Source organism: Pseudomonas capeferrum (assembly GCF_013523055.1).
GTDB classification, from domain to species: domain Bacteria; phylum Pseudomonadota; class Gammaproteobacteria; order Pseudomonadales; family Pseudomonadaceae; genus Aquipseudomonas; species Aquipseudomonas capeferrum_A.
Map to the genome: position 1 here is coordinate 1 of NZ_JAAMQM010000029.1, position 20706 is coordinate 20706.

The 20706-nt window shown below is 65.1% G+C and carries 16 protein-coding genes; 5 read left to right on the forward strand and 11 right to left on the reverse strand.

What is annotated here, in order from left to right; translation table 11 throughout:
- Positions 1-200: 200 nt before the first annotated feature.
- The 5 genes from G7009_RS24855 to G7009_RS24875 all read right to left on the reverse strand — a co-directional run bounded on the left by G7009_RS24855 (position 201) and on the right by G7009_RS24875 (position 7156).
- Positions 201-1430 (reverse strand): NADH:flavin oxidoreductase, encoded by a 1230-nt coding sequence (locus tag G7009_RS24855; protein WP_181132730.1) that lies wholly within the window; start codon positions 1428-1430, stop codon positions 201-203.
- Between the two features lie 72 nt (positions 1431-1502).
- Positions 1503-3164, reverse strand: coding sequence for a DUF1302 domain-containing protein (locus tag G7009_RS24860; RefSeq protein WP_181132732.1), 1662 nt, complete (start codon positions 3162-3164; stop codon positions 1503-1505).
- Between the two features lie 99 nt (positions 3165-3263).
- The gene (locus G7009_RS24865) at positions 3264-4871 is read right to left on the reverse strand and encodes a FadD3 family acyl-CoA ligase (RefSeq protein ID WP_181132734.1); all 1608 of its coding nucleotides are present in this window, start codon (positions 4869-4871) and stop codon (positions 3264-3266) included.
- Between the two features lie 20 nt (positions 4872-4891).
- Positions 4892-5914, reverse strand: a complete 1023-nt coding sequence (locus G7009_RS24870) for a ferredoxin--NADP reductase (RefSeq protein WP_181132736.1) — start codon at positions 5912-5914, stop codon at positions 4892-4894.
- Positions 5915-5968: 54 nt separating this feature from the next.
- On the reverse strand, positions 5969-7156 hold the full coding sequence (locus G7009_RS24875) for an acyl-CoA dehydrogenase family protein (protein WP_181132738.1): 1188 nt from the start codon (positions 7154-7156) through the stop codon (positions 5969-5971).
- A 1348-nt stretch (positions 7157-8504) separates the two neighbouring features.
- Here G7009_RS24875 and G7009_RS24880 point away from each other — a divergent pair.
- The 4 genes from G7009_RS24880 (at position 8505) to dmpG (ending at position 12134) form a co-directional block, all read left to right on the forward strand.
- Positions 8505-9278, forward strand: coding sequence for a glucose 1-dehydrogenase (locus G7009_RS24880; RefSeq protein WP_181132740.1), 774 nt, complete (start codon positions 8505-8507; stop codon positions 9276-9278).
- A 77-nt stretch (positions 9279-9355) separates the two neighbouring features.
- Complete coding sequence (locus G7009_RS24885) at positions 9356-10147, forward strand: fumarylacetoacetate hydrolase family protein (RefSeq protein WP_181132742.1); 792 nt, start codon at positions 9356-9358, stop codon at positions 10145-10147.
- A 30-nt stretch (positions 10148-10177) separates the two neighbouring features.
- Positions 10178-11101, forward strand: a complete 924-nt coding sequence (locus G7009_RS24890) for an acetaldehyde dehydrogenase (acetylating) (RefSeq protein WP_181132743.1) — start codon at positions 10178-10180, stop codon at positions 11099-11101.
- A 10-nt stretch (positions 11102-11111) separates the two neighbouring features.
- Positions 11112-12134: a 4-hydroxy-2-oxovalerate aldolase gene (dmpG, locus tag G7009_RS24895; protein WP_181132745.1), complete on the forward strand. Its 1023-nt coding sequence runs from the start codon at positions 11112-11114 to the stop codon at positions 12132-12134.
- A gap of 677 nt (positions 12135-12811) precedes the next feature.
- Here dmpG and G7009_RS24900 read toward each other — a convergent pair.
- The 5 genes from G7009_RS24900 to G7009_RS24920 form a co-directional block, all read right to left on the reverse strand.
- Positions 12812-13645, reverse strand: a complete 834-nt coding sequence (locus G7009_RS24900; protein WP_181132747.1) for an SDR family NAD(P)-dependent oxidoreductase — start codon at positions 13643-13645, stop codon at positions 12812-12814.
- Positions 13646-13657: 12 nt separating this feature from the next.
- Positions 13658-14425: an SDR family oxidoreductase gene (locus tag G7009_RS24905; RefSeq protein ID WP_181132749.1), complete on the reverse strand. Its 768-nt coding sequence runs from the start codon at positions 14423-14425 to the stop codon at positions 13658-13660.
- A 94-nt stretch (positions 14426-14519) separates the two neighbouring features.
- Positions 14520-15755, reverse strand: coding sequence for a helix-turn-helix transcriptional regulator (locus G7009_RS24910; protein ID WP_181132752.1), 1236 nt, complete (start codon positions 15753-15755; stop codon positions 14520-14522).
- 148 nt (positions 15756-15903) lie between these two features.
- A complete protein-coding gene (locus G7009_RS24915; RefSeq protein ID WP_181132754.1) occupies positions 15904-18315 on the reverse strand; it encodes an efflux RND transporter permease subunit in 2412 nt (803 codons plus the stop codon).
- A gap of 10 nt (positions 18316-18325) precedes the next feature.
- On the reverse strand, positions 18326-19294 hold the full coding sequence (locus G7009_RS24920) for a WD40/YVTN/BNR-like repeat-containing protein (protein ID WP_181132756.1): 969 nt from the start codon (positions 19292-19294) through the stop codon (positions 18326-18328).
- 221 nt (positions 19295-19515) lie between these two features.
- Here G7009_RS24920 and G7009_RS24925 point away from each other — a divergent pair, with 221 nt between their 5' ends.
- A complete protein-coding gene (locus tag G7009_RS24925) occupies positions 19516-19704 on the forward strand; it encodes a hypothetical protein (protein WP_181132758.1) in 189 nt (62 codons plus the stop codon).
- 49 nt (positions 19705-19753) lie between these two features.
- Here G7009_RS24925 and G7009_RS24930 read toward each other — a convergent pair whose 3' ends face one another.
- Complete coding sequence (locus G7009_RS24930; protein WP_181132760.1) at positions 19754-20701, reverse strand: bifunctional OB-fold nucleic acid binding domain-containing protein/MaoC family dehydratase; 948 nt, start codon at positions 20699-20701, stop codon at positions 19754-19756.
- Between the last annotated feature and the right edge of the window lie 5 nt (positions 20702-20706).

The window sequence follows — 20706 nt, forward strand, 5'->3', positions numbered from 1 at the left end:
CCAGGTATCAGGTGGTGAGCGGGCTTGTCCCGCGAGAGGCCATGAGCTTCAAGGAGATTTCAGAAACTGAAAGATGAGCCTCAGCATTGATACGGAACCCGCCCTGCCGCCTGCACATTATTCTCCCGCTGGCTCCAGGTAATGCACTAAGCCTGGTTTCCCCCACTGTCATGACGGAACCACCGAAAGCCTCTTGCAATTCACTCCCCCGCAGGCTCGCTGTTCAACTGCGCATCCCCCGGGCGACCCAGCACGCAGGAGGTCCCACCGGGGGTATACATCATCGCCACGCAACGGTTGCACGCCGTACAGATCGATTGGCGGCTCGCTCCGCTGGCCAGCTTGTTCACGTAATCGGACTCGGCAATCAGCACACGTCCCATGGCCACCAGTTCGAAGCCCTCGGCCATTACCTGCTCGATGCTCGCCAGGCTCTTGGCACCTCCCAGGTACGCCAGCGGCATCTTCACCGCCGCGCGCACCTTGCGCGCATGCTCGAGCAGGTACAGCTCGCGGAACTCCACGACCGGGTCCATGCGCCGTTGCAGCGCCATCGCCAGGGCGATCAGTGGATTCTTCTGTTGCACGCGGTTCTCCTTGGGGAACGACGAGCCGAACATGGTAGTGATCGACTCGGCGTTCATCCCGGCGCTGAGCACCAGCAGGTGAGCGCCCTCCTGCTCCAGCATCCGGGCGATCCGCGCGCCGTCCTCGGCGCTGTTACCCGCGCGTACCCCTTCGGTGATGCTGTACTTGCAGATCACCGCCATGTCCTGGCCCACCGCGTCGAGCACGGCGCGCAATACTCGCCGGGGGAAGCGCAGGCGATTTTCCAGGCTGCCGCCGTATTGGTCACGGCGCTTGTTGTACAGCGGCGAGATGAACTGGCTGAGCAGGTAACCATGGCCCATGTGGATTTCCACCGCATCGAAACCGGCCTCACGGGCCAGGCGCGCGCCCTGAGCGAAATCGCGCACCACCTGCTGCATGTCGGTCTCGTTCATGGCCTGCTTGAGGAACATGCCACTCATCATGCCGATCTTATTGAAGCCGCCACTGGCCGACAACGGCCGCGCGGTGCTGCGCTCGCGAATGAAGGTGAAACAACCGCCGTGGGTGATCTGCGCGCTGGCCAGGCCACCTTCACGGTGCACCGCGTCGGTAAGAGCCTTGAAGTGTCGCAGGCTCTGGGCTTCGAGAATCAACTGGTTAGGCAGTGTGCGACCGTCGCGGCTCACCGCGCAGTAGGCCACGGTGGTCAGCGCGATGCCTCCGCGCGCCAGGTCGGCGTGCAGCTTGGCCAGTTGTCGCGAGGGAACGCCCTGGGCGCTCATGCCCTCGTTGGTGGCGGCCTTGATGAAGCGGTTCTTGAGTGTCAGCGGGCCGATGCTGACAGGGCTGAACGGTGATGGATTGGCATTCGGGTTCATGACAGGCCTCGTCCTCGGTGCATGATCGGGAAACCGGCCAGGCCCACCCGAGGGCAGGCCATGGCCGGTCGGTCAAAAGGTGTACTTGGCGTTCAACGACAGGTAGTCGCGGTCCGCCAGCAGCCGGCCTTGAGCGATGTCCGGCGAGCTGAGGTAGGCGACATAGGTCATGCCGACCTGGAAGTTGCCCAGGTACTTGAAGTCGCCACCGACGGTGAGGCGCTTCTCGTCACGGCCCAGGCCCTGGTAGGCGCTGCCGTCGACGTTCTGCTGCCAGACCACTTTGGTGATCAGGTCCACGCCGTTGGCGATAGAGGGATACTCCATGTAGGCGCCCAGGCCGAACAGGGTCGACCCACGGGTCTGGGTCTCGGACTCATACTGGTCGAAACTGCCGTCGACGCCAGCGCCGCCGCCCGTCACGACCAGCGTGTCGACGCCTGCGATGCGCTGATGCACCACTTCGCCCATGAAGGTGGTCTGCTGGGCCAGGAAGCTGGGACCGAGAATGTACGAGGCATTGAGGTTGCCCTGCCAGATCTGTCCGGTCGTGGGCGCACCGTTGTCCAGGTAGACCGAGGCGCCATCGCGATAGCTCAGGTCGCCGGCATACTGCACCGAATCGCCCACCTTGGAACTGAAGCTGACCCCGGTCAGCTCGACATCCTCGAAATAGCCCATGCGGTAGGTCGGCGCCGCGCCGGCAGTGACGCGCTGGCCGATATCCGGGTTCGATGAGTAGCGGGTCTGGCCGGTGAAATCGAAGTACAGCGAGCCGACCCGTTCGTGGTAGCGGTAGTGGAACAGGCCCACCTCGGTGTTCTCGGTGATCCGGTAGCGTACGCCCAGGCCCCATTGGCCGCTGTCGCGCGGCTTGTCCTCGCCGGCATAGTTGACCGCGGTGAAGGTATTGTCCGGCAGACTCGCGACCACGCCCGGATTGAGCCGCAGGAACTGCGCTCCCGGGCCGAAGGTATCACTGCCGAAATAATCGCCTACCGGGTTGAGCTGGGTTTCCTCCCACTCGTACTGATAGAAGCCCAGCAGCGCCAGGTCCTCGTTCAGCGACCAGGACATCGACACCTGTCCCACGGGCAGGTAGGCGTCCTTGGCTTCGGTGCCGGGTACGTTGAACTTGGTCGCATCCACCGGCGCCTGGCCCTGGCTGATGTTCGACCAGAACAGACTCTCGCCCCACGCCACCAGATGTCGACCGGCCTTGAGCGACAGGTACTGGCTTTCGCCCAGCTGGAAATTGCCATAGACGTAGGCATCGAGCAGTCGCGCCTTGCTCCCGCTCAGGCGTCGGGTGTCCTCGATGAAGCCGTCGGACCGGCCGACCTTGTTCACCGTCTGCGGGGAGTCGTTGTCGTTGCGCTGGTGATAGACATCATCGTAGAAGTGGCTGCCGCGCAGCACCGCGCCGAGGTTGTCGTGACGCAGACGCAACTCGCCGAACAGGCTGACCCGATTGGTGATCAGCGAACCGCGCTTGAAATTGCGCGTGCCGTCATCGTTGTTGATGTCGTCGAGGTACGCGTGCGCCGGCTTGGCGGTACGCATCGACGCGGTGTAGTTGACCGTCAGCGATGAGTCCAGGGTGGTGTTCTCGCCCAGCTCGAAGGTAGGCCCGGCGCTGGCAGTGCCGCTGGCCAGGCCGATGGCCATGGCCAGCAGGCCGCGACTCGACAAACCCTTGGCTGCCCCGTGCGCGACCCGATTCGACGTAGACATGCTGCTCTCCTTTGTTGTTATTTTTTGCGTATGCCCGCGCAGCCTGGGACACCGCCCGCGGGCATGCATCGTCCGTTTGGTGAAACCGCATGGCGGCCCTCAGGCCAGGGCAACCGCCGCGCGCAGCTCGTTCTTGGCCACTTTGTTGGAAGGGTTCAGGGGCAAGGCTTCGAAGAAACGTACCTGACGCGGCACCTTGTAATTGGCCATGCGCTCGCGGCTCCAGGCGATCAGTTCAGGCTCCTCCAGCCGCTGCCCCTGGCGCAGCACCACGCAGGCGCAGCCGACCTCCCCCATGCGCGCGTCGGCAACGCCGATCACGGCGACCTGGGCGATCGCCGGATGGGCCAGCAAGGCCGCTTCGATCTCCGCCGGGTAGCAGTTGAAACCGCCGACGATGTACATGTCCTTCAGTCGATCGGTAATGACCAGGTTACCGTCCGGGTCCAGGCGCCCGACATCGCCGGTGTGCAGCCACCCTTCGGTGTCGATGGCCTCGGCAGTGGCCGCGGGGTCCTGGAAGTAACCCTGCATGATGTGAAAGCCGCGCAGGCAGATTTCCCCGGTATCGCCCTGGGGCAGGCCGCGGTTATCAGGGTCGCGGATGCTGACCTCGGTGCCGGGCAAGGGCCTGCCGCTGGTACCGGCGATGACTTCGGCCGGGGCCTGCGGATCGCAGAGAGTCGCCAGCCCGCCGCATTCGGTCAGGCCATAGGCGGTCGTCACCACGCTGAAGCCAAGTTCGTTACGCATGCGCTCGATCAGGCTCGGAGGGATGCTCGCCGAGCCGGTCACGGCAATCCGCAGGCTGGACAGGTCGGTCTCGGCCAGGCGCGGATGGGCCAGCAGGGACAGGTACAAGGTCGGCGCCCCTGGCAACACGCTGATACGCTCGCGGGCAATGCGCTGGAACACCACCTCGGCATCGAACACTGCATGCGGCAGGATGGTCGCCCCGGCGATCAGGCAGGTCAGCCAGCCGGCCTTGTAGCCGAAGGCATGGAAAAAGGGATTGACGATGAGGTAGCGATCGCCGGGGCCCAGGCCAAGCACCCTTACATATTCGCCGAAAGCCCGCAGGTTCTGCCCGTGCGCGCTCATCACGCCCTTGGGCTTGCCGGTCGTGCCCGAGGTGAACAACAGGTCGCAGACCGCCTCGGGGCCGATGCACAACGCTCGACGCTCGGCGGTGAGCTTCTCGATGGTCGCGGCGCCGACCAGGAACTGGCTGTAGCTCAGGTCACAGGCGGCCAACGGCTGGTCGCAGGCGATTACCACCTGGTGCTCAAGGGTCGAGGGCCGGTACGGGGCGAGCAGCGCCGGGTAGTCCACCTCCAGGAACCGCTGCTGCACGAACAGCACACGACAGCCGCTGCGCGCCAGCACATCGGCGGCCTCGGGGCCTTTCATGCGGGTGTTGATCGGCACCAGCACCGCCCCGGCACAGTGAACCCCCAACGCCGCGAGGATCCACTCGCGGCTGTTCGGGGCCCAGAGACCGACCCGATCGCCGGTCTTGATGCCGAGTGCCATCAGGCTGCGGGTAACCCGCAAGGCCTGCTCCGGCAGATCGGCGTAGTCCAGGCGTTCGCCGTTTTCTTCGATGGCGGCGTGGCCGGCGAAGCGTTGCGCGCTGGCCAACAGCAGGCGGGCGATGGTGTCAGGCGCTTGCGCCTGGGGTGTCGTGAGTTTCAAGCTCGGATTCATCAAAGGCTCGGTCAGTGGCGTCAGTCGGGAAAGAGGATCCGCAGCGCAGAGCTGGTGGGCACGGCCTGACAGGCCAGGATCCAGCCCTCGGCCAGTTCGTCGGCGTCCAGCGCATCGTTGTGCAGCAACTCGACATCACCGCTCACCAGGGTGCACATGCACGACGCGCAACCACCCACTCGGCAGGCACTGGGCGGATTGAGGCCGGCGCGCTGCATGGCCGCCAGCAGGGTCTCGCCGCTGTCGCAGGCCAGGCTGTGCTCTTCGCCGTCCAGGCGCACGGCCAGCTGCGCGGCGACGGCGGCCTCGCTGTGCATCGCCAAGGGCAGTTCGCCTTCGCCAGGCAGCGACACGAAGCGCTCCACGTGCACCCTGGCGCCCGGCATGCCGAGGCTGCCCAGGGCCTCGACCGCGGTATCCATGAAGGGGCCAGGTCCGCAGATGAAGGCGTGGGCGTCGATCAATGGCCGCGCCAGCTCCGCCAGCTGCGCCGCCGTCGGGATGCCCTGCAGCGCGTCGAGCCAGTGCACCACTTGCAGGCGTTGGGGATGGGCCGCGGCGAGAAAGCGGAGCTCGTCGCGGAAGATCACCGAATGCTGGTCGCGGTTGGCGTAGATCAACAGGATCCGCCCTTGCCCGGCCAACAGCGCCGAACGCAGGATCGACAGTACAGGCGTGATCCCGCTGCCGCCGCCAAACAGCAACAGGTCGCCACCGAGGTCGCGCGGCACGAACACGCCGGCCGGTGGCAGTACCTGCAGCGTCTGGCCTTCCTGCAGTTCTTCGCACAGCCAGTTCGACGCGCGACCGTCACGCACACGCTTGATGGTCACCCGCAGCGGTTCGTCGAGCAGCGGCGTGCTCGACAACGAATAGCAGCGTGGCAGCCAGCCCCCGTCGAACGGCACGCGCAGCGTCAGGAACTGACCGGGTCGGTAGCGGAAGCGTTCGGCAAGCGACTCGGGCACGTCGAACACCAGCGAACGGGCGTCGGCGGTTTCCTCGATCACCCTCGCTACACGCAAGGCAAGATAGTCATTCATGTTCAGGTACTCGGTGTCACCTAGGCAGGGATGCGCCAGGAGCGATGGCACGGATCAAACGAACGGATCCGGGTTGGGCAGGCCCAGTTGCACCGCGCCGAAGCTGCGCCCGTAGGCCATGAAGTTATTGGCGATATGCCCACGGGCCTGGTGCAGGTCGCGGAACAACCGCGCTACCGGATTACTGGCGTACAAGCCCGATGCGGCCATGCTGCGCAGCAGGTCGCTGACCCGCTCGGCGCAGATGTTGGTCACGTAGGAAGACTGGTAGCGGTACAGCAGGCGGGTCTCGGTGTCGGGGTATTCGCCCGCTCGGGCCAGACGCATCAGGTGCTCGTAGTTGCGCTCGAGCACGAGCTTCAGGCTATCGACGGTGATCACTGCCTCGGCCACTGCAGTCTGGGCCACCGGATCGTCCGCCGTCCGCGCGCCGTGCTTGCCGATGTGCTGGGCGGCGTTCTCGCGGAACGCATCGATCGCCCCTTGCAGCGCACCGATGGCCGAGGTCGACACGGCGCGAGAAAACACTTGGGCGAAGGGAATCGCATAGATCGGATTGGTGTTGACCAGGCGGCCTGGGGTGGCCTCGATCTGCCAGTTGTTGGTGCGCTGGACGCGATGGGCCGGGACGAAAGCGTCCTCGACGACGATGTCATGGCTGCCGGTACCGCGCAGGCCGAGCACGTCCCAGTTGTGTTCGATCCGGTAATCGGCGCGTGGCAGCAGGAAGGTGCCGTGCTCGCTGGCAAAATCGCCATCGGCCGGAAGGATCCCGCCCAGCAGCACCCATTGGCAATGCTCGCTGCCACTGGAGAATCCCCAGCGCCCGCTGATACGGTAGCCACCCTGCACCACCGTGATCTTGGCCGACGGCATGTAGGTCGAAGAAATCAGCGCGCCGTGGTCGTGCTCCCAGACTTCGCGCTGCGCCTCGATCGGGTAGCGGGCTACCTGCCAGGGGTGCACGCCCATCACGCCATAGACCCAGGCCGTGGACATGCAGCCCTCGCCCAGGATCATCTGGATCTCGAAGAATGTCCGCGGGTCAACTTCGTAACCGCCGAAGGCACGTGGTTGCAGGGCCCGCAGCAAGCCGGCCGCCTGCAGCTCCTCGATGGTCTGGTCCGGGATCCGCAGGTCGCGGTCGGCCTGCGCCGTGCGCGCCTTGAGCAGCGGCACGAGGCGCCGCGCACGTTCGATCAGTTCGACTTCTTCCTGGGTCTTTTCTCGCATGCTGTGCATCACTCGTTTCTCCCGATCTCGCTGCGCCACTGCGCGAGCTGGGAACGATCATCGGATTGGCCGAGCGATGAATCATCGTCAAAGCGGACTAGGGCCGCGCACCGGCACCTGCGAATCCGTGCCGGTCGGCCAAGCGACATTCGATGCTTCCAATGTCGAAGCTATCTTTCGGCCGGAGATTTTCAGTGCAACTGCGGGCCTCTTCGCGGGCAAGCCCGCTCCCACCGGTCCGTGGTGGTCCACCCTTTTTTGGCATGCTATCTACCTGTGGGGGATTCCAGGGTGCATGGGAAGTCCGCCTACAGGTGTCATGCAAATCATGAGCGGTTGCACAACACCGATCCTCCCGGCCTACATGGTTCCGGTGGGAGCGGGCTTGCCCGCGAAGAGGCCATCAAGTGCACTGAAGATCTCGAAGCCCGAAAGAGAGCTCCAGCACCCCGAAACCCAGGCTGCTCCTTGCCTCCCCGCATCGAAGCCAACCCGCCAGACCGGGGGCCACGATAGTTGGCCAAGCGACATCCGATGCTTCCAATGTGGAAGCTCCCTCTTGGCCTGAAATTTTCTGTACAGCTGATGGCCTCTTCGCGGGCAAGCCCGCTCCCACCGGTCCGTGGTGGCTCACCCTTTTTTGGCTGCTATCTACCTGTGAGGGGTTCCAGGGTGCATGGGAAGGCCTCTCACAGGGGCCATGCAAATCATGAGCGGTTGCACAACGCCGATCCTCCCGGCCTACACGGTTCCGGTGGGAGCGGGCTTGCCCGCGAAGAGGCCATCAAGTGCACTGAAGATCTCGAAGCCCGAAAGAGAGCTCCAGCATCCCGAGACCCAGACTGCTCCTTGCCTCCCCGCATCGAAGCCAACCCGCCAGTCCATGGTGACGTTGCGCCAGCAACCGGGGGCCACGATAGTTGCGCCAAGCGACATCCGATGCTTCCAATGTCGAAGCTATCTTTCGGCCGGAGATTTTCAGTGCAACTGCGGGCCTCTTCGCGGGCAAGCCCGCTCCCACCGGTCCGTGGTGGCTCACCCTTTTTTGGCTGCTATCTACCTGTGGGGGGTTCCAGGGTGCATGGGAAGGCCTCTCACAGGTGCCATGCAAATCATGAGCGGTTGCACAACGCCGATTCTCCGGCCTACATGGTTCCGGTGGGAGCGGGCTTACCCGCGAAGAGGCCATCAAGTGCACTGAAGATCTCGAAGCCCGAAAGAGAGCTCCAGCATCCCGAAACCCAGGCTGGTCCTTGACTGCCTGGCATAGAGGCAGACGTGCTAGTCCGTTGAGACGATGCACCGGCGACCGGGGGCCACGATAGTCGGCGCATCGACAGCCTGAGGAAGCACAGCCATGAGTATCCTGCAGCGATTCCGAATCGATGGCGGCGTCGCCATCGTCACCGGCAGTGGCCGGGGCATCGGCCGCGCCATCGCCCTGGCCTATGCCGAGGCGGGTGCCGACGTGGTCTGCGCCGCGCGCACGCTGGACGACGTCCTGGCGGTGGCCGAGGAAATCCGGGCCATGGGCCGCAACGCCCTGGCCTTCGCTTGCGACGTCAACGACAGCGAACAGCGCGAGGCCCTGGTGAGGCAAAGCCACGAGCATCTGCGGCGCATCACCCACCTGGTCAACAACGTGGGCGGCGGCGGCCCCAACGATCCGCTGGCCCTGAGCCCCGAGCAATTCGACGAGGTCCTGCGCTTCAACGTCTCCAGCGCCTATGCCTTCTCCCAGTTGTGCGTGCCGCTGATGCGCGATGCCGGTGGCGGCAACATCGTCAATATCAGCTCGGTGGCGGCGCGCTACGCGCAGCGGCATTTCAGCGCCTATGGCACGGCCAAGGCCGCGCTGAGCCACCTGACCCGCCTGCTCGCCCAGGACTTCGCGCCACAGGTACGGGTCAACGCCGTCGCCCCAGGCCCGACCCTGACCGATGCGCTCAACGGCGTGATGCCGGTGGCAATGCGCCAAAGCATGGAAGCCAACACCCCGCTCAAATGCCTGGGCACGCCCGAAGACATCGCCGCGGCCGCCCTGTACCTGGCCAGCCCGGCGTCGGCCTGGGTGACTGGCAAGATCATCGATGTCGACGGCGGCGCCGATTCCACCGTGTGGGTCGGCTGAGCACGCATCTTTTTCGGTCGACGCCTTGAACCCGTTGGGGTCGACCCTTTTTCTACCTTCACTGCAGAGAACCCGTCATGGACGCCCATCTGATCACAGCGCTCGGTGACGAGCTGTTCGATGCCCTGCACGGTCGCCAGACCCTACCCCCCCTTACTCGCCGTTACCCGGACATTTCCCTGGACCAGGCCTACCGTATTTCCCTGGCGTTCCTGCAGCGCCGCGAAGCCCTCGGCGAGCGGGTGGTGGGCAAGAAGATCGGCGTCACCAGCCGTGCCGTGCAGGAGATGCTCGATGTCCATCAGCCGGATTTCGGCTTTCTCACCGACGCCATGCAGGTGGAGGACGGCAGCGACGTGAGCCTGTCGCGGCACCGACTGATCCAGCCGCGGGCCGAGGGCGAGATCGCCTTTGTCCTGGGCGAAGACCTGCGAGGCCCCGGTATCACGGCCGATGACGTGCTGGCCGCGACCCAGTGGGTAATGCCCTGCTTCGAAATCGTCGACTCACGGATCGACGCCTGGCAGATCCGCATCCAGGACACCGTGGCCGACAACGCCTCCTGCGGCGTGTTCGCCCTCGGCGCGCAACGGGTCGATCCGCGCACGCTGGACCTGGCCAGGGTCGAGATGCAGTTGCTCAAGAACGGCCAGGCGGCTGGCAGCGGCCTGGGCTCGGCGGTCCAGGGTCATCCCTGCGCGGCGGTGGCCTGGCTGGCCAACACCTTGGGCGAGCTCGGCATCCCGTTCCGCCGTGGCGAAATCATCCTGTCCGGCGCCCTGGCGCCCCTGGTGCCGGTGGTGGCCGGCGACCGTATCACCCTGAGCATGAGCGGGCTGGGCCAATCCAGCCTGCGTTTCATGCCCTGAGTCCCTTCCACTCCCCTGGAGCCATAGACAATGAGCGAGAAGATCAGATGTGCACTGATCGGGCCGGGCAACATCGGCACCGACCTGCTGTACAAACTCAAACGCAGCGAGGTGCTCGAGCCGGTCTGGATGGTCGGTATCGATGCCAGCTCCGAAGGCCTCGCGCGGGCCCGCGAACTGGGCCTGAAAACCACGGCGGACGGCGTCGACGGTTTATTGCCCCATGTGCTCGAGGACCGCATCCAGATCGCCTTCGATGCCACCTCCGCCTATGTGCATGGCGAAAACAGCCGCAAGCTCAACGCCCTGGGCGTGCTGATGATCGACCTGACCCCGGCGGCGATCGGCCCTTACTGCGTGCCACCGGTCAATCTCAGGGCCAACCTGGGCCTGGGCGTGATGAACGTCAACATGGTCACCTGCGGCGGCCAGGCGACCATTCCGCTGGTCGCCGCGGTGTCCAGCGTGCAGTCGGTGGAGTATGCCGAGATCATCGCCACGGCCGCCTCGAAATCCGTCGGCCCCGGCACCCGCAAGAACATCGACGAGTTCACCCGCACCACGGCCAATGCCGTGGAGCAGGTCGGTGGTGCGAAGACAGGCAAGGCGATCATCATCATCAACCCGGCCGAACCGCCCTTGATCATGCGCGACACCGTGCATTGCCTGACCAGTGACGAACCTGACCAGCCCGCCATTCGCGCCGCCATCGAAGCAATGATTCTCCAGGTGCAGCGCTATGTGCCCGGCTACCGCCTGGTGAACGGTCCGGTGTTCGACGGCAATCGCGTGTCGATCTTCATGGAGGTCGAAGGGCTGGGCGACTATCTGCCGCGCTATGCCGGCAACCTCGACATCATGACCGCCGCGGCGGCCCGCACCGCCGAGCTGTTCGCCGAGGAAATCCTCAAAGGCGAGCTGGTGCTCCGCCCTGCCCCCTGCGCACTGGCCTAAGGAATCGACCATGGATCTCAATGGCAAACGTATCACCGTACATGACATGTGCCTGCGCGACGGCATGCACCCCAAGCGTCACCAGATCAGCCTGGATGAAATGAAGCGCATCGCCTGCGGCCTCGACGCCGCTGGCGTGCCCTTGATCGAAGTGACCCATGGCGATGGCCTGGGCGGCAGCTCGGTGAACTACGGGTTCCCCGCGCACAGCGACGAGGCCTATCTGTCGGCGGTCATCCCGCTGATGAAGCGAGCCAAGGTGTCGGCGCTGTTGCTGCCGGGGATCGGCACGGTCGAGCATCTGAAGATGGCCCACGAACTGGGCGTCAGTACCTTGCGCGTGGCGACGCATTGCACCGAGGCCGACGTCAGCGAGCAGCACATCGCCCATGCCCGCCACTTGGGCATGGACACGGTGGGCTTCCTGATGATGGCGCACATGAACAGCCCTGAGGGCCTGGTGAGCCAGGGCAAACTGATGGAGAGCTACGGGGCCAACTGCATCTACCTGACCGACTCTGCCGGCTACCTGCTGCCCCACCAGGTGAGCGAGCGCGTCGCGGCGATGCGCGCGGCGCTGCATCCCGACACTGAAATCGGCTTCCATGGGCACCATAACTTGTCGATGGGGGTCGCCAACTCCATCGCCGCGGTTGCCGCCGGCGCCAGCCGGATCGACGCCGCCTGCGCGGGATTGGGCGCAGGCGCGGGGAATACGCCGATGGAAGTGTTGGTGGCGGTGTGCAAGCGGATGGGTATCGAGACAGGTGTCGACGTGTTCGCTATCCAGGATGTGGCCGAGGACCTGGTAGTGCCGATCATGGACTTCCCGATCCGCAGCGACCGCGATGCATTGACCATGGGTTATGCCGGGGTCTATGGCTCGTTCCTGCTGTTCGCCAAGCGCGCCGAGCAGAAATACGGCGTGCCGGCGCGGGAGATCCTGGTAGAGATGGGACGACGTGGGATGGTGGGTGGCCAGGAGGACATGATCGAGGATACCGCGATGACCCTGGCCCGGCTGCGGGCCTGATTGCGAGCATCATCACTCCTGGCATCCCGCTCCGAGGGGCATGGATGCCGTCTGATCGGTGTAACGGGCTTTGCGCAATGTCCGGCCGTTGAAGAAATCACTCGATTTGAGGTTGTGGTCCCGCCGTTCGAGCCTTTGTATGGCTGATGGCCTCTTCGCGGGTAAACCCGCTCCCACCGGATGGCCTGCTCCCATCGGATAGCCGCTCCCACCGGATGGCGGTGGCGGCGTGGATGCAAAGACTCGACAAGGCCCGGTGGGAGTGGGCTTGTCGCAATGTCCGGCCGTTGAAGAAATCACTCGATTTGAGGTTGTGGTCCCGCCGTTCGAGCCTTTGTGTGGCTGATGGCCTCTTCGCGGGTAAACCCGCTCCCACCGGATGGCCCGCTCCCACCGGATAGCCGCTCCCACCGGATGGCCTGCTCCCATCGGATAGCCGCTCCCATCGGATAGCCCGCTCCCACCGGATGGCGGTGGCGGCCTGGATTGCACCGACGCCACAAGGCCCGGTGGGAGCGGGTTTACCCGCGAAGGGGCCATCAGCCACACAAATATCTAAAAAGCCCAATGCCAAGCTGCGGCATCGAAAATCGAATCATTTCTTTAACGGGCGGACATTGGAGCAGGCCCGTGACGCGCCCAGCATGGCTGTTACATGCTGCCCCTACGCCACACCCTCATCGCCAATCGGCGACGATTCCGTGCTCCAGCGCAAACGCCTGCGCCGCAATGGTTCTGCGCTGGTACTTCGCGGCCTGCTCTTCCCTGGCCAGCCACAGCATCACCGCCGCCGGTACCTCCGGTGGCGCGCTGCCCGCACGCAAGGCGATCACGCCCTGCTCGCCAATGGTCGCCTTCAGCGCATCGGTGGTCACCACCCCCGGATTAAGGGTGTAGGCACGGATACCCCGTTCGCCCAGCTCCACCGACAGGATCCCCGAAAGCCGCGAGACCGCCGCCTTGCCGGAACCATACGCATAGCCCCAGCCACCACGATCGGCCGCCACAGGCGGATCGCTCTCACCGGCGCCTGAGGTGACGTTGATGATCACCCCGCCGCCCTGTCCGAGCATCCCGTCCACCACGGCCCGGGTCAGCAGCAAAGGGGTAAGGATATAGCCCTTGAACATGCGCTCGAGGGTCCCGGGCTGCAGTGCCATGAACGTCGAATTGAGGTCGCTGCCCTGGTAGATCGCGTTGTTCACCAGCACGTCGATGCGCCCGTACTCGGCCAGCACCGCCGCGCAGGCCTCTTCGGCCGTGGCGCTGTCGAGCAGGTCCATGGGCACGACCAGCACCCGCCCACCAAAGGCGCGGATGGCTTCGGCGGTTGCATTGAGGCTGCCCGGCAGTGGCGCCCCCGTTGCATCGCGCAAGGCGTGGTCATGGCGCTCGCCCTCTTCCAGGGTGCGGGCGCTGATCGCCAGGTCGTACCCCGCTTGCGCGAAGGCCAGCGCCGCCGCACGACCGATACCACGGCTGGCGCCGGTAATGAATGCCACTTTGTTCATGCCGGATCCTTGTCAAAAGTGCGGCGCACGCACCATCGCGTCCATGCCGCCATCGATGAATATCACGCTGCCATGGATGAACGCCGCCTGCTCCGATTGCAGGAACGTCACCAGCGCGGCGATTTCCTCGGGGCGACCGGCGCGCCCCAGGGGTGCGACGAAATCCCGTACCGCCTGGCCAAACCGCGCATCGTCGAGCGATGCCTGGTGCAAAGGGGTCTGTACCGCGCCGGGCGCCACAACGTTCAGGCGGATGCCACGGCTGGCCCACTCCGGTGCCAGGCGCCGTGCCTGGTGGGTGATCGCATGCTTGGAGCAGGCATAAGCGACATGCGGCTGACCCAGTTCATCGGCCAACGCCAGCGCCTTGCCTTCGTCACCCTCGAGCATCGCCATGGTCATCGGCTGCTGCCCGGCTCCCGGCTGGGTGGCGGCCACCGAGCCGATGACCAGCGCCGCTGGGTTGCGGCCGCGGGCCAGCGCCTCCTGAAGCCCATCGAGCAGCTGGCTGACGCCAAAGTAGTTGACCGCCAGCACCAGCCCGCACGAGCGCGCGGTAACACCAACGCCCGCGCAACAGACCAGACCGTCAAGCATCCCGCCACTGAGTTCGAGCACCTGGGCAATGGCGGCCTGGCGTCCCTGGGCCGTGGAAAGGTCGGCGATCACCTCGGCATTGTCGCGATCGATGCCGATGACCTGATGCCCCGCAGCGCGAAGGACGGCGCTGACTGCCGCGCCAATGCCCGAGGCACTGCCACTGATAGCTGTAACAGACATAGTGAATCTCCATGAAGGGTCCGGCCAGTATCGGCAGGAGCAGAGCGCGCCAGCATCGTCCTTGCGGACTAAAACCGGCGCGGGCGGGACGCGCTCAGGCCCGACGAGGCACCGGGATGGCCAGCTGCGGTGGCGGTACCTTGAGGCGGTCGACGGCCTTGAGCACCACCTTGGGCTTGCCTAGCGCCACCACGCTGTTGAGCAGGATCCGCACCAGCTCGGTCTGCCGCCGCACGCCGGTCTTGGAGAAGATCGAGCGCAGGTGCGCACGGGCGGTGTTGCGGCGGATGTTCAACGCCTCGGCGGCCTCCTCCAGCGACAGTCCGTTGGCCAGCTCCATGGCCAGTGCGGTTTCGGCCCGGGTGAGATTGAACAGTTGCTTGGTCACTACCTCGCTGGCCAGCGACTTGCTCGCCGCGTCGCGGATGTACACCAGCGCCGCCGGCTTGCCCTTCTCTTCCGCCCAGTCCAGCGACGGAATCGACTCCACCACCAGGCCGAGATTGACCTGGCCCGAAGGCCGGGTGACCGACATGGCTTCGGCGCTCTTCGGCGCATCCGGGGAAAACGCGGAGCGGATCAGGCGCTGCAGCTCGCGGTTGTCGCTCGGGTAGGTCGCCTCCAGGCGTCCACCCACCAGCTTCAGGCCGTCGGCGTTGGCCAGGATCTCCTGCGCCACCGGATTGACCCGCAATACGCTGCCGCTCTCGTCCAGCACCAGGGTAGCCACCGACAGGCGGCTGATGGCCTGGGAATACAGCTCGCTGAGCGACTCGCTGCGGTCGAGCAGATTGTGCACCTGCAGCGCGCGCCGCAGGTGCGGCAGGAACATGCCGCACAGGGCGCGTTCATGGGCCGAGAAGTTGGCCGCGTGCTTGGGCCGGGTGATCCGGAAACGCAACTTGCCGCCATCGGGGGTGGAGATGTCGGCCCCCATCACGTGGTACACCCCTTGCGGGCCGCAGAACATCTTGAAGTAGGCGCTGTGCTCCCATTCGGTCGAAGTCATGATGTCATCGACGGTGAAGACGTGGTCCAGCGGCTGGTTGGCGAAGGGGGTATTGGTCTGCGGGTAGGTCATGTAGCTGACGTCGCCGGCCCCTTCGATATCGCCGGAAATGATCATCACGCCCATGTCCGGCTGGTCCGGCACACGCAGGATCAGGGTGACGTAGTTGGCTTCGTAGAGCGTGCGGAAGCTGGTCAGCGCATGGGCCATCAGCTTGGGGTCGAGGGCGCCTTCGTAGATCTCGCCGACCAGGCGATCATAGGTGGCCAGGTCGTGGCCGAGACTGGCCAGTACATCATGGGTCAAGACAGCTTTGTCCACAGTCTTCTCCTCGCTGGGACAAGGCCCGTAGGCCTTCCCTTGTTATTTTTATAATTTCGGCTCGGGGCGCCTGGCCCCACTGCCGCAACACGTGCCCGCGCCACAGTCTCGTTCGCCGCCCCGGCGCCGACAATAGGGGCGTCAGGGTTTATTTTTCGTTACCGGATGTCACAAGTGCATCGTGCCGGCCGGCACCGCGTGGCACGGTGTGCGGCTTGACCAATGCCTGACCGCGGTTGAACCAGGCGGCGAGCGCGGGCAGCAGGAAGATCGCCCCAAGCACGTTGACCAGGAACATGAACGACAGCAGCACGCCCATGTCGGCCTGGAACTTGAGCGGCGCGAACGCCCAGGTGCAGACCCCGATCGACATGGTCAGCGCGGTGAACACCGCTGCCGTCCCGCGCTGGCACATGGCGAGGTAGAACGCCTCGCGCAGGTTCGCTCCCGCGCTCATCTCGTGCTGGATGCGTTCGTAAAGATAGATGCCATAGTCCACGCCGACCCCGACGCCCAGCGCCATTACTGGCAGGGTAGCCACCTTGAGGCCGATGCCGAGCATGGCCATCAGGGCATTGCAGAGGATCGCCACGATGGCCAGGGGGACCAGGATGCACAGCACCGCGCGCAGCGAGAGGAAGGTCAGCCAGCAGAACAGCGCCACCGAGCCGAACAGCGCCGCCAGCATGATGACCTCGGCACGCTTGACCGCTTCGTTGGAGGCGGCCATCACCCCGACATTGCCACCTGCCAGCAGGAACTCGACCCGCGGCGTGCGCACCTGCTCGATGATCCGCCGCGCCTCGCCGATGGCATGGCCGACGGTGGCCCCCTCATGGTCGGCGAGAAACACCAGGATCTGCATCTGCTGGCAGCCCTCGGTCACCAGCCCATCGTCGGGCATGTAGGCCCGCGCGCCCTGGCTCAGCCCACGGGCCGAACCGGGAATGGCCGCCCAGCGCGGATTGCCTTCGTTATTGCCGGCGATCACCCGCTTGCCCATGCCCGCCACGCTCTGCACCGACTGCACGCCGCTGACCGCGCGCATGCGGAAATCGAAGGCTTCGACGGCGCGCATCACCTCCGGCGACAGGCATCCCTCCTCGATGCCCTTGACCTCGACGAAGACCGACATCACGTCCAGGCCGATCGAGTAGCTGCCGATGATCTGCGCATTGTCCTGGTTGTAGCGCGAGTCGGCGCGCAGCTCCGGCGCACCGGCGCCGATATCGCCCACCGCCAGGTCGCGTGCCTTCCAGGCGCCAGCCACCAGCAGCGTCAGGCTCACCGCGAACACCGCCAGCGCGGGGCCCGGCTCGGCCAGTGCCGACAGTCGCCACCATAGCCGGTGACGCCCGCCCTGCCGAGCCTGGGCACGGCGCAGGGAGGCAGGCTCCAGGCGCAGCCAGGAGAGAATGATCGGCAGCATCAGTTTGTTGGTGATGATCATCAGCATCACCCCGATGCAGGCAGTCACGCCCAGTTCATGAACGATCGGGATGTCGATCAGCATGATCACCGCAAAGCCCAGGGCGTTCATCAGCAAGGCCAGGGAGCCGGGGATGAAGATCTTGCAGAAGGCCGAGCGCGCCGCCTCCAGCGAACTGGCACCGGCCACCACATCCTGTTTCCAGGCGTTGGTCATCTGCACCGCATGCGACACGCCGATGGAAAAGATCAGGAACGGCACCAGGATCGACATCGGGTCGATGCCCAGCCCCAACAGCGGCAGCAGCCCCAGCAGCCAGACCACCGGCAGCAAGGCGACCACCAGGGCGACCAAGGTCAGGCGCAGCGAACGGGCATACACCCACAACAGCAGTGCGGTGATGGCAAAGGCAATCACGAAGAAGCCGATCACCGTGTTCAGCCCTTCCACCACATCGCCGACCAGCTTGGCGAAGCCGACGATGTTGATCTCGATCTGCTCGTTGGCGTACTTGTGCCGGATCGCCTCCAGGCGTGTGGCGACCTCGGCGTAATCCACCGCCTTGCCGGTCTGGGGGTCGATGTCCTGCAGGTCGGCGCGGACCATCGCCGATTTCAGGTCATTGGCCACCAGCCGGCCGATCTGTCCGGAAGCGGCGGCATTGCTGCGCACCTGTGCCAGGTCCTCGGCGCTGCCATTGAAGCGCGGCGGCACCACCACGTCGCCGTAGAAACCTTCCTCGGTGATCTCGATATAGCGCACGTTGGCGGTGAACAAGGAGGTCACGCTGGCACGGTTGACTCCCGAGATGAAGAACACATCGTCGGTGACCTTTCTCAGCGTCTCGAGGAATTCCGGATTGTACAGGTCACCCTCGCCCTTCCAGCGCACGCTGACCAGGAAACGGTTGGCGCCGGTGAAGTACTGGCTGAACCTGAGGAAATTGACCATGAAAGCATGGCGTACCGGTATCTGCTTGTTGAAGCCGGGGTCCAGCTGGGTGTGAGTGGCGCTGTAGCCCAGCCCCAACGACAGCAGCACGAACAACAACAGCAAGCCTTTTCGCCAGCTCATCAATGTGTTGGCGGTGGTCTCGACGCAACGTGCTACCCGGGTCTCTGCTCTTTTCATCGTCCGTCCCTCATTTGCCCAGCGTGACAAGATTGCCCGCGGTGCCGTCGAATACTCCTTGCTCGCCGCCCAGCAGTAGCCGCGAACCGACCATCGCCGCCGACGTCAGCGTGCCGCGCCCGGCCATCCGCGCGCTGCTCACCAGCGCACCGCGGCCATCCAGATGCAGCACCAGGCTGCCTGCGCCGACGATGACCACGCCACCGCCCGGCAGCCGCGCATGGCCGTACAGAGGCAGTGGGTTGCCGGTCTCGACCTGCTGCCAGCGCTCGCCGAAGTCATGACTGACGAACACATGTCCGCGCATGCCGTAGGCCACCCAGTCGTTCGCGCTCAGGCGCACGATGCCGAACAGCGAGCCGGTGTAGAACGCCGGCAGCGGTTCCCAGTGCGCGCCTGCGTCGTGGCTGCGCAACACCAGGCCTTGTTCGCCGACCAGCATGCGTCGGCCATCGGCGCCGCCGTCCAGGCCGTTGAGGTGGGCATTGTCGATATCCAGTGCCAGGCGGTGCCAGTTCAGCCCGGCGTCTTCGGACTGATAGAACTTGCCGAAACTGCCGAAGGCCAGGACCCGGTCGCCACCTGCCGCCCATACGCCCAACAGCGGCTCGCCCAGCTGACTGTCGTGACGCACCTCGCGCCACTGCTCGCCACCGTCGTCGGAACGCAGGATCCAGCCGTCATGCCCCACCGCCAGCAGGCGTTGGCCATCCAGGGCCACCAGTGCGGTCAGCGCGACCTGGCGTTGCGGCGTCACCTGCGCCGCTTGCCAACTCACGCCTTGATCGTCGCTGAACAGGATGCTGCCTCGCTCGCCCACCGCCAGCACGCGACGGTCGAGGTCGAGCAACGCGTTGATCTGCACTCGGTCGACGCGCGGCGGTTGCGTGGCCGGTATCGGTTCGGGACGGGGAAGAAAGGTAAAGACGATGGTCAGGCCAACGAACAGGCAGACCAGATAGCCGATCACCGAGCGCATGGACGTCGCTCCTGATCGTGACACGCGAACAAAGCAGCCATGGAGCCATTCCTCTTGTTCTTGTCAGGCGCCGAGCCCGCTGAAGCGGGCTGGGTCAGGCATTGCCGCAAGGGGCACTGGGATAGTCGGCCGGGGACGTGATCGCCACATCGTCCAAATGGCCTACGTGGCGTCTTGCTCCCCGAGGACGGGTAGGAGAAGGCGAACCGGAGCCGGCTCCGATGCCAGTCGATCAGGAGAGGGGCTTTGATTTCCAGGTGCTGGAACTCATCTCGGTTCGTAAGACCCTCGGTGCGACTGCTGGCCTCATCGCGAGTGATCCGGCATTCCGGGAAGCCCGCGATGAGGCCAGCGATCGCACAGCGAAGGTCAGAAATCGACAAAAGATCTCAGACCCTCAAAATCAATGACTGCCCTCATCAAACTGGCATCGGACCGTTTCTGGCCGATTGACGGGGATCAGCGCTGATAGAGAATCACCAGGTCGTTGATCACCGAGGGCCGCTCCTGGCCGACCACATGGGTGTTGATCTCCAGGGTCAGCTGGGTGCCGCGTTCACGTACCTCGACCGCTTTGACCCGCGCCCGCGCATGAATGCGCGAACCGGCCGGCACCGGCGCCGGGAAGCGCAGGCGATCGGAGCCGTAGTTGATCTGGGTCGAGAAACCGGTGATCTCGAAGCCCAGGGCCAGCTTCAGCCGCGACTGCAATACCTGCACCAGCGCGCCGTGAGCGATGGTGCCGCCAAACGGGCTGCTGCGTCGGGCGCGGTCGGGATCGGTGTGAATCCAGTAGTCGTCGCCGGACAGTTGCGCGAAGGCATCGATCAGCGCCTGGTCCACCAGCAGGCTGTTGCTCCATTCGCTGAAACGCTCGCTGACCAAGGCCTGCAAGGCAGCTTCGTCCTTGCAGTCGACCTGCTGTCGGTCGCTCTGCTCGACCGCGAGCGGTGGCGCTTGCTGGGCATCGGGCATCGTCTCGAAGCCGATGGCATCCTGGTCCAGGCCGGTAAAGCGCAGCAGCCGACCGCCCTTGGCATCGACCTGGGCGAACACGGGTTGCAGCGGCATGCCGATGCGGATCTGCGCTTCATCGAGGCCGACCAGGGTGGTGTTGATCCGCACCCCTTCGGCCAACTCCACCACCGCCAGTTTCTGCGGCATTTCGTCGATGAAGTCGGGCAAGGTCGGGATGCGTGCCACGGTAAAGCTGTACAGGCTGGCCTGGCCCGACACCTCGCGCCACGCCAGGTCATGCCCAAGGCAGGCCGGACAGTGACGGCGCGGGTAGAACAGCCATTGGTCACAGGCGGCGCACTGCTGAATCAGCAGGCGCCGGGCCTTCAGGCCCTCCCAGAACGGCGCGGAGATTTCCGTCGCCACGGGCATCGGTTTGTTGTTGGACATGCTGG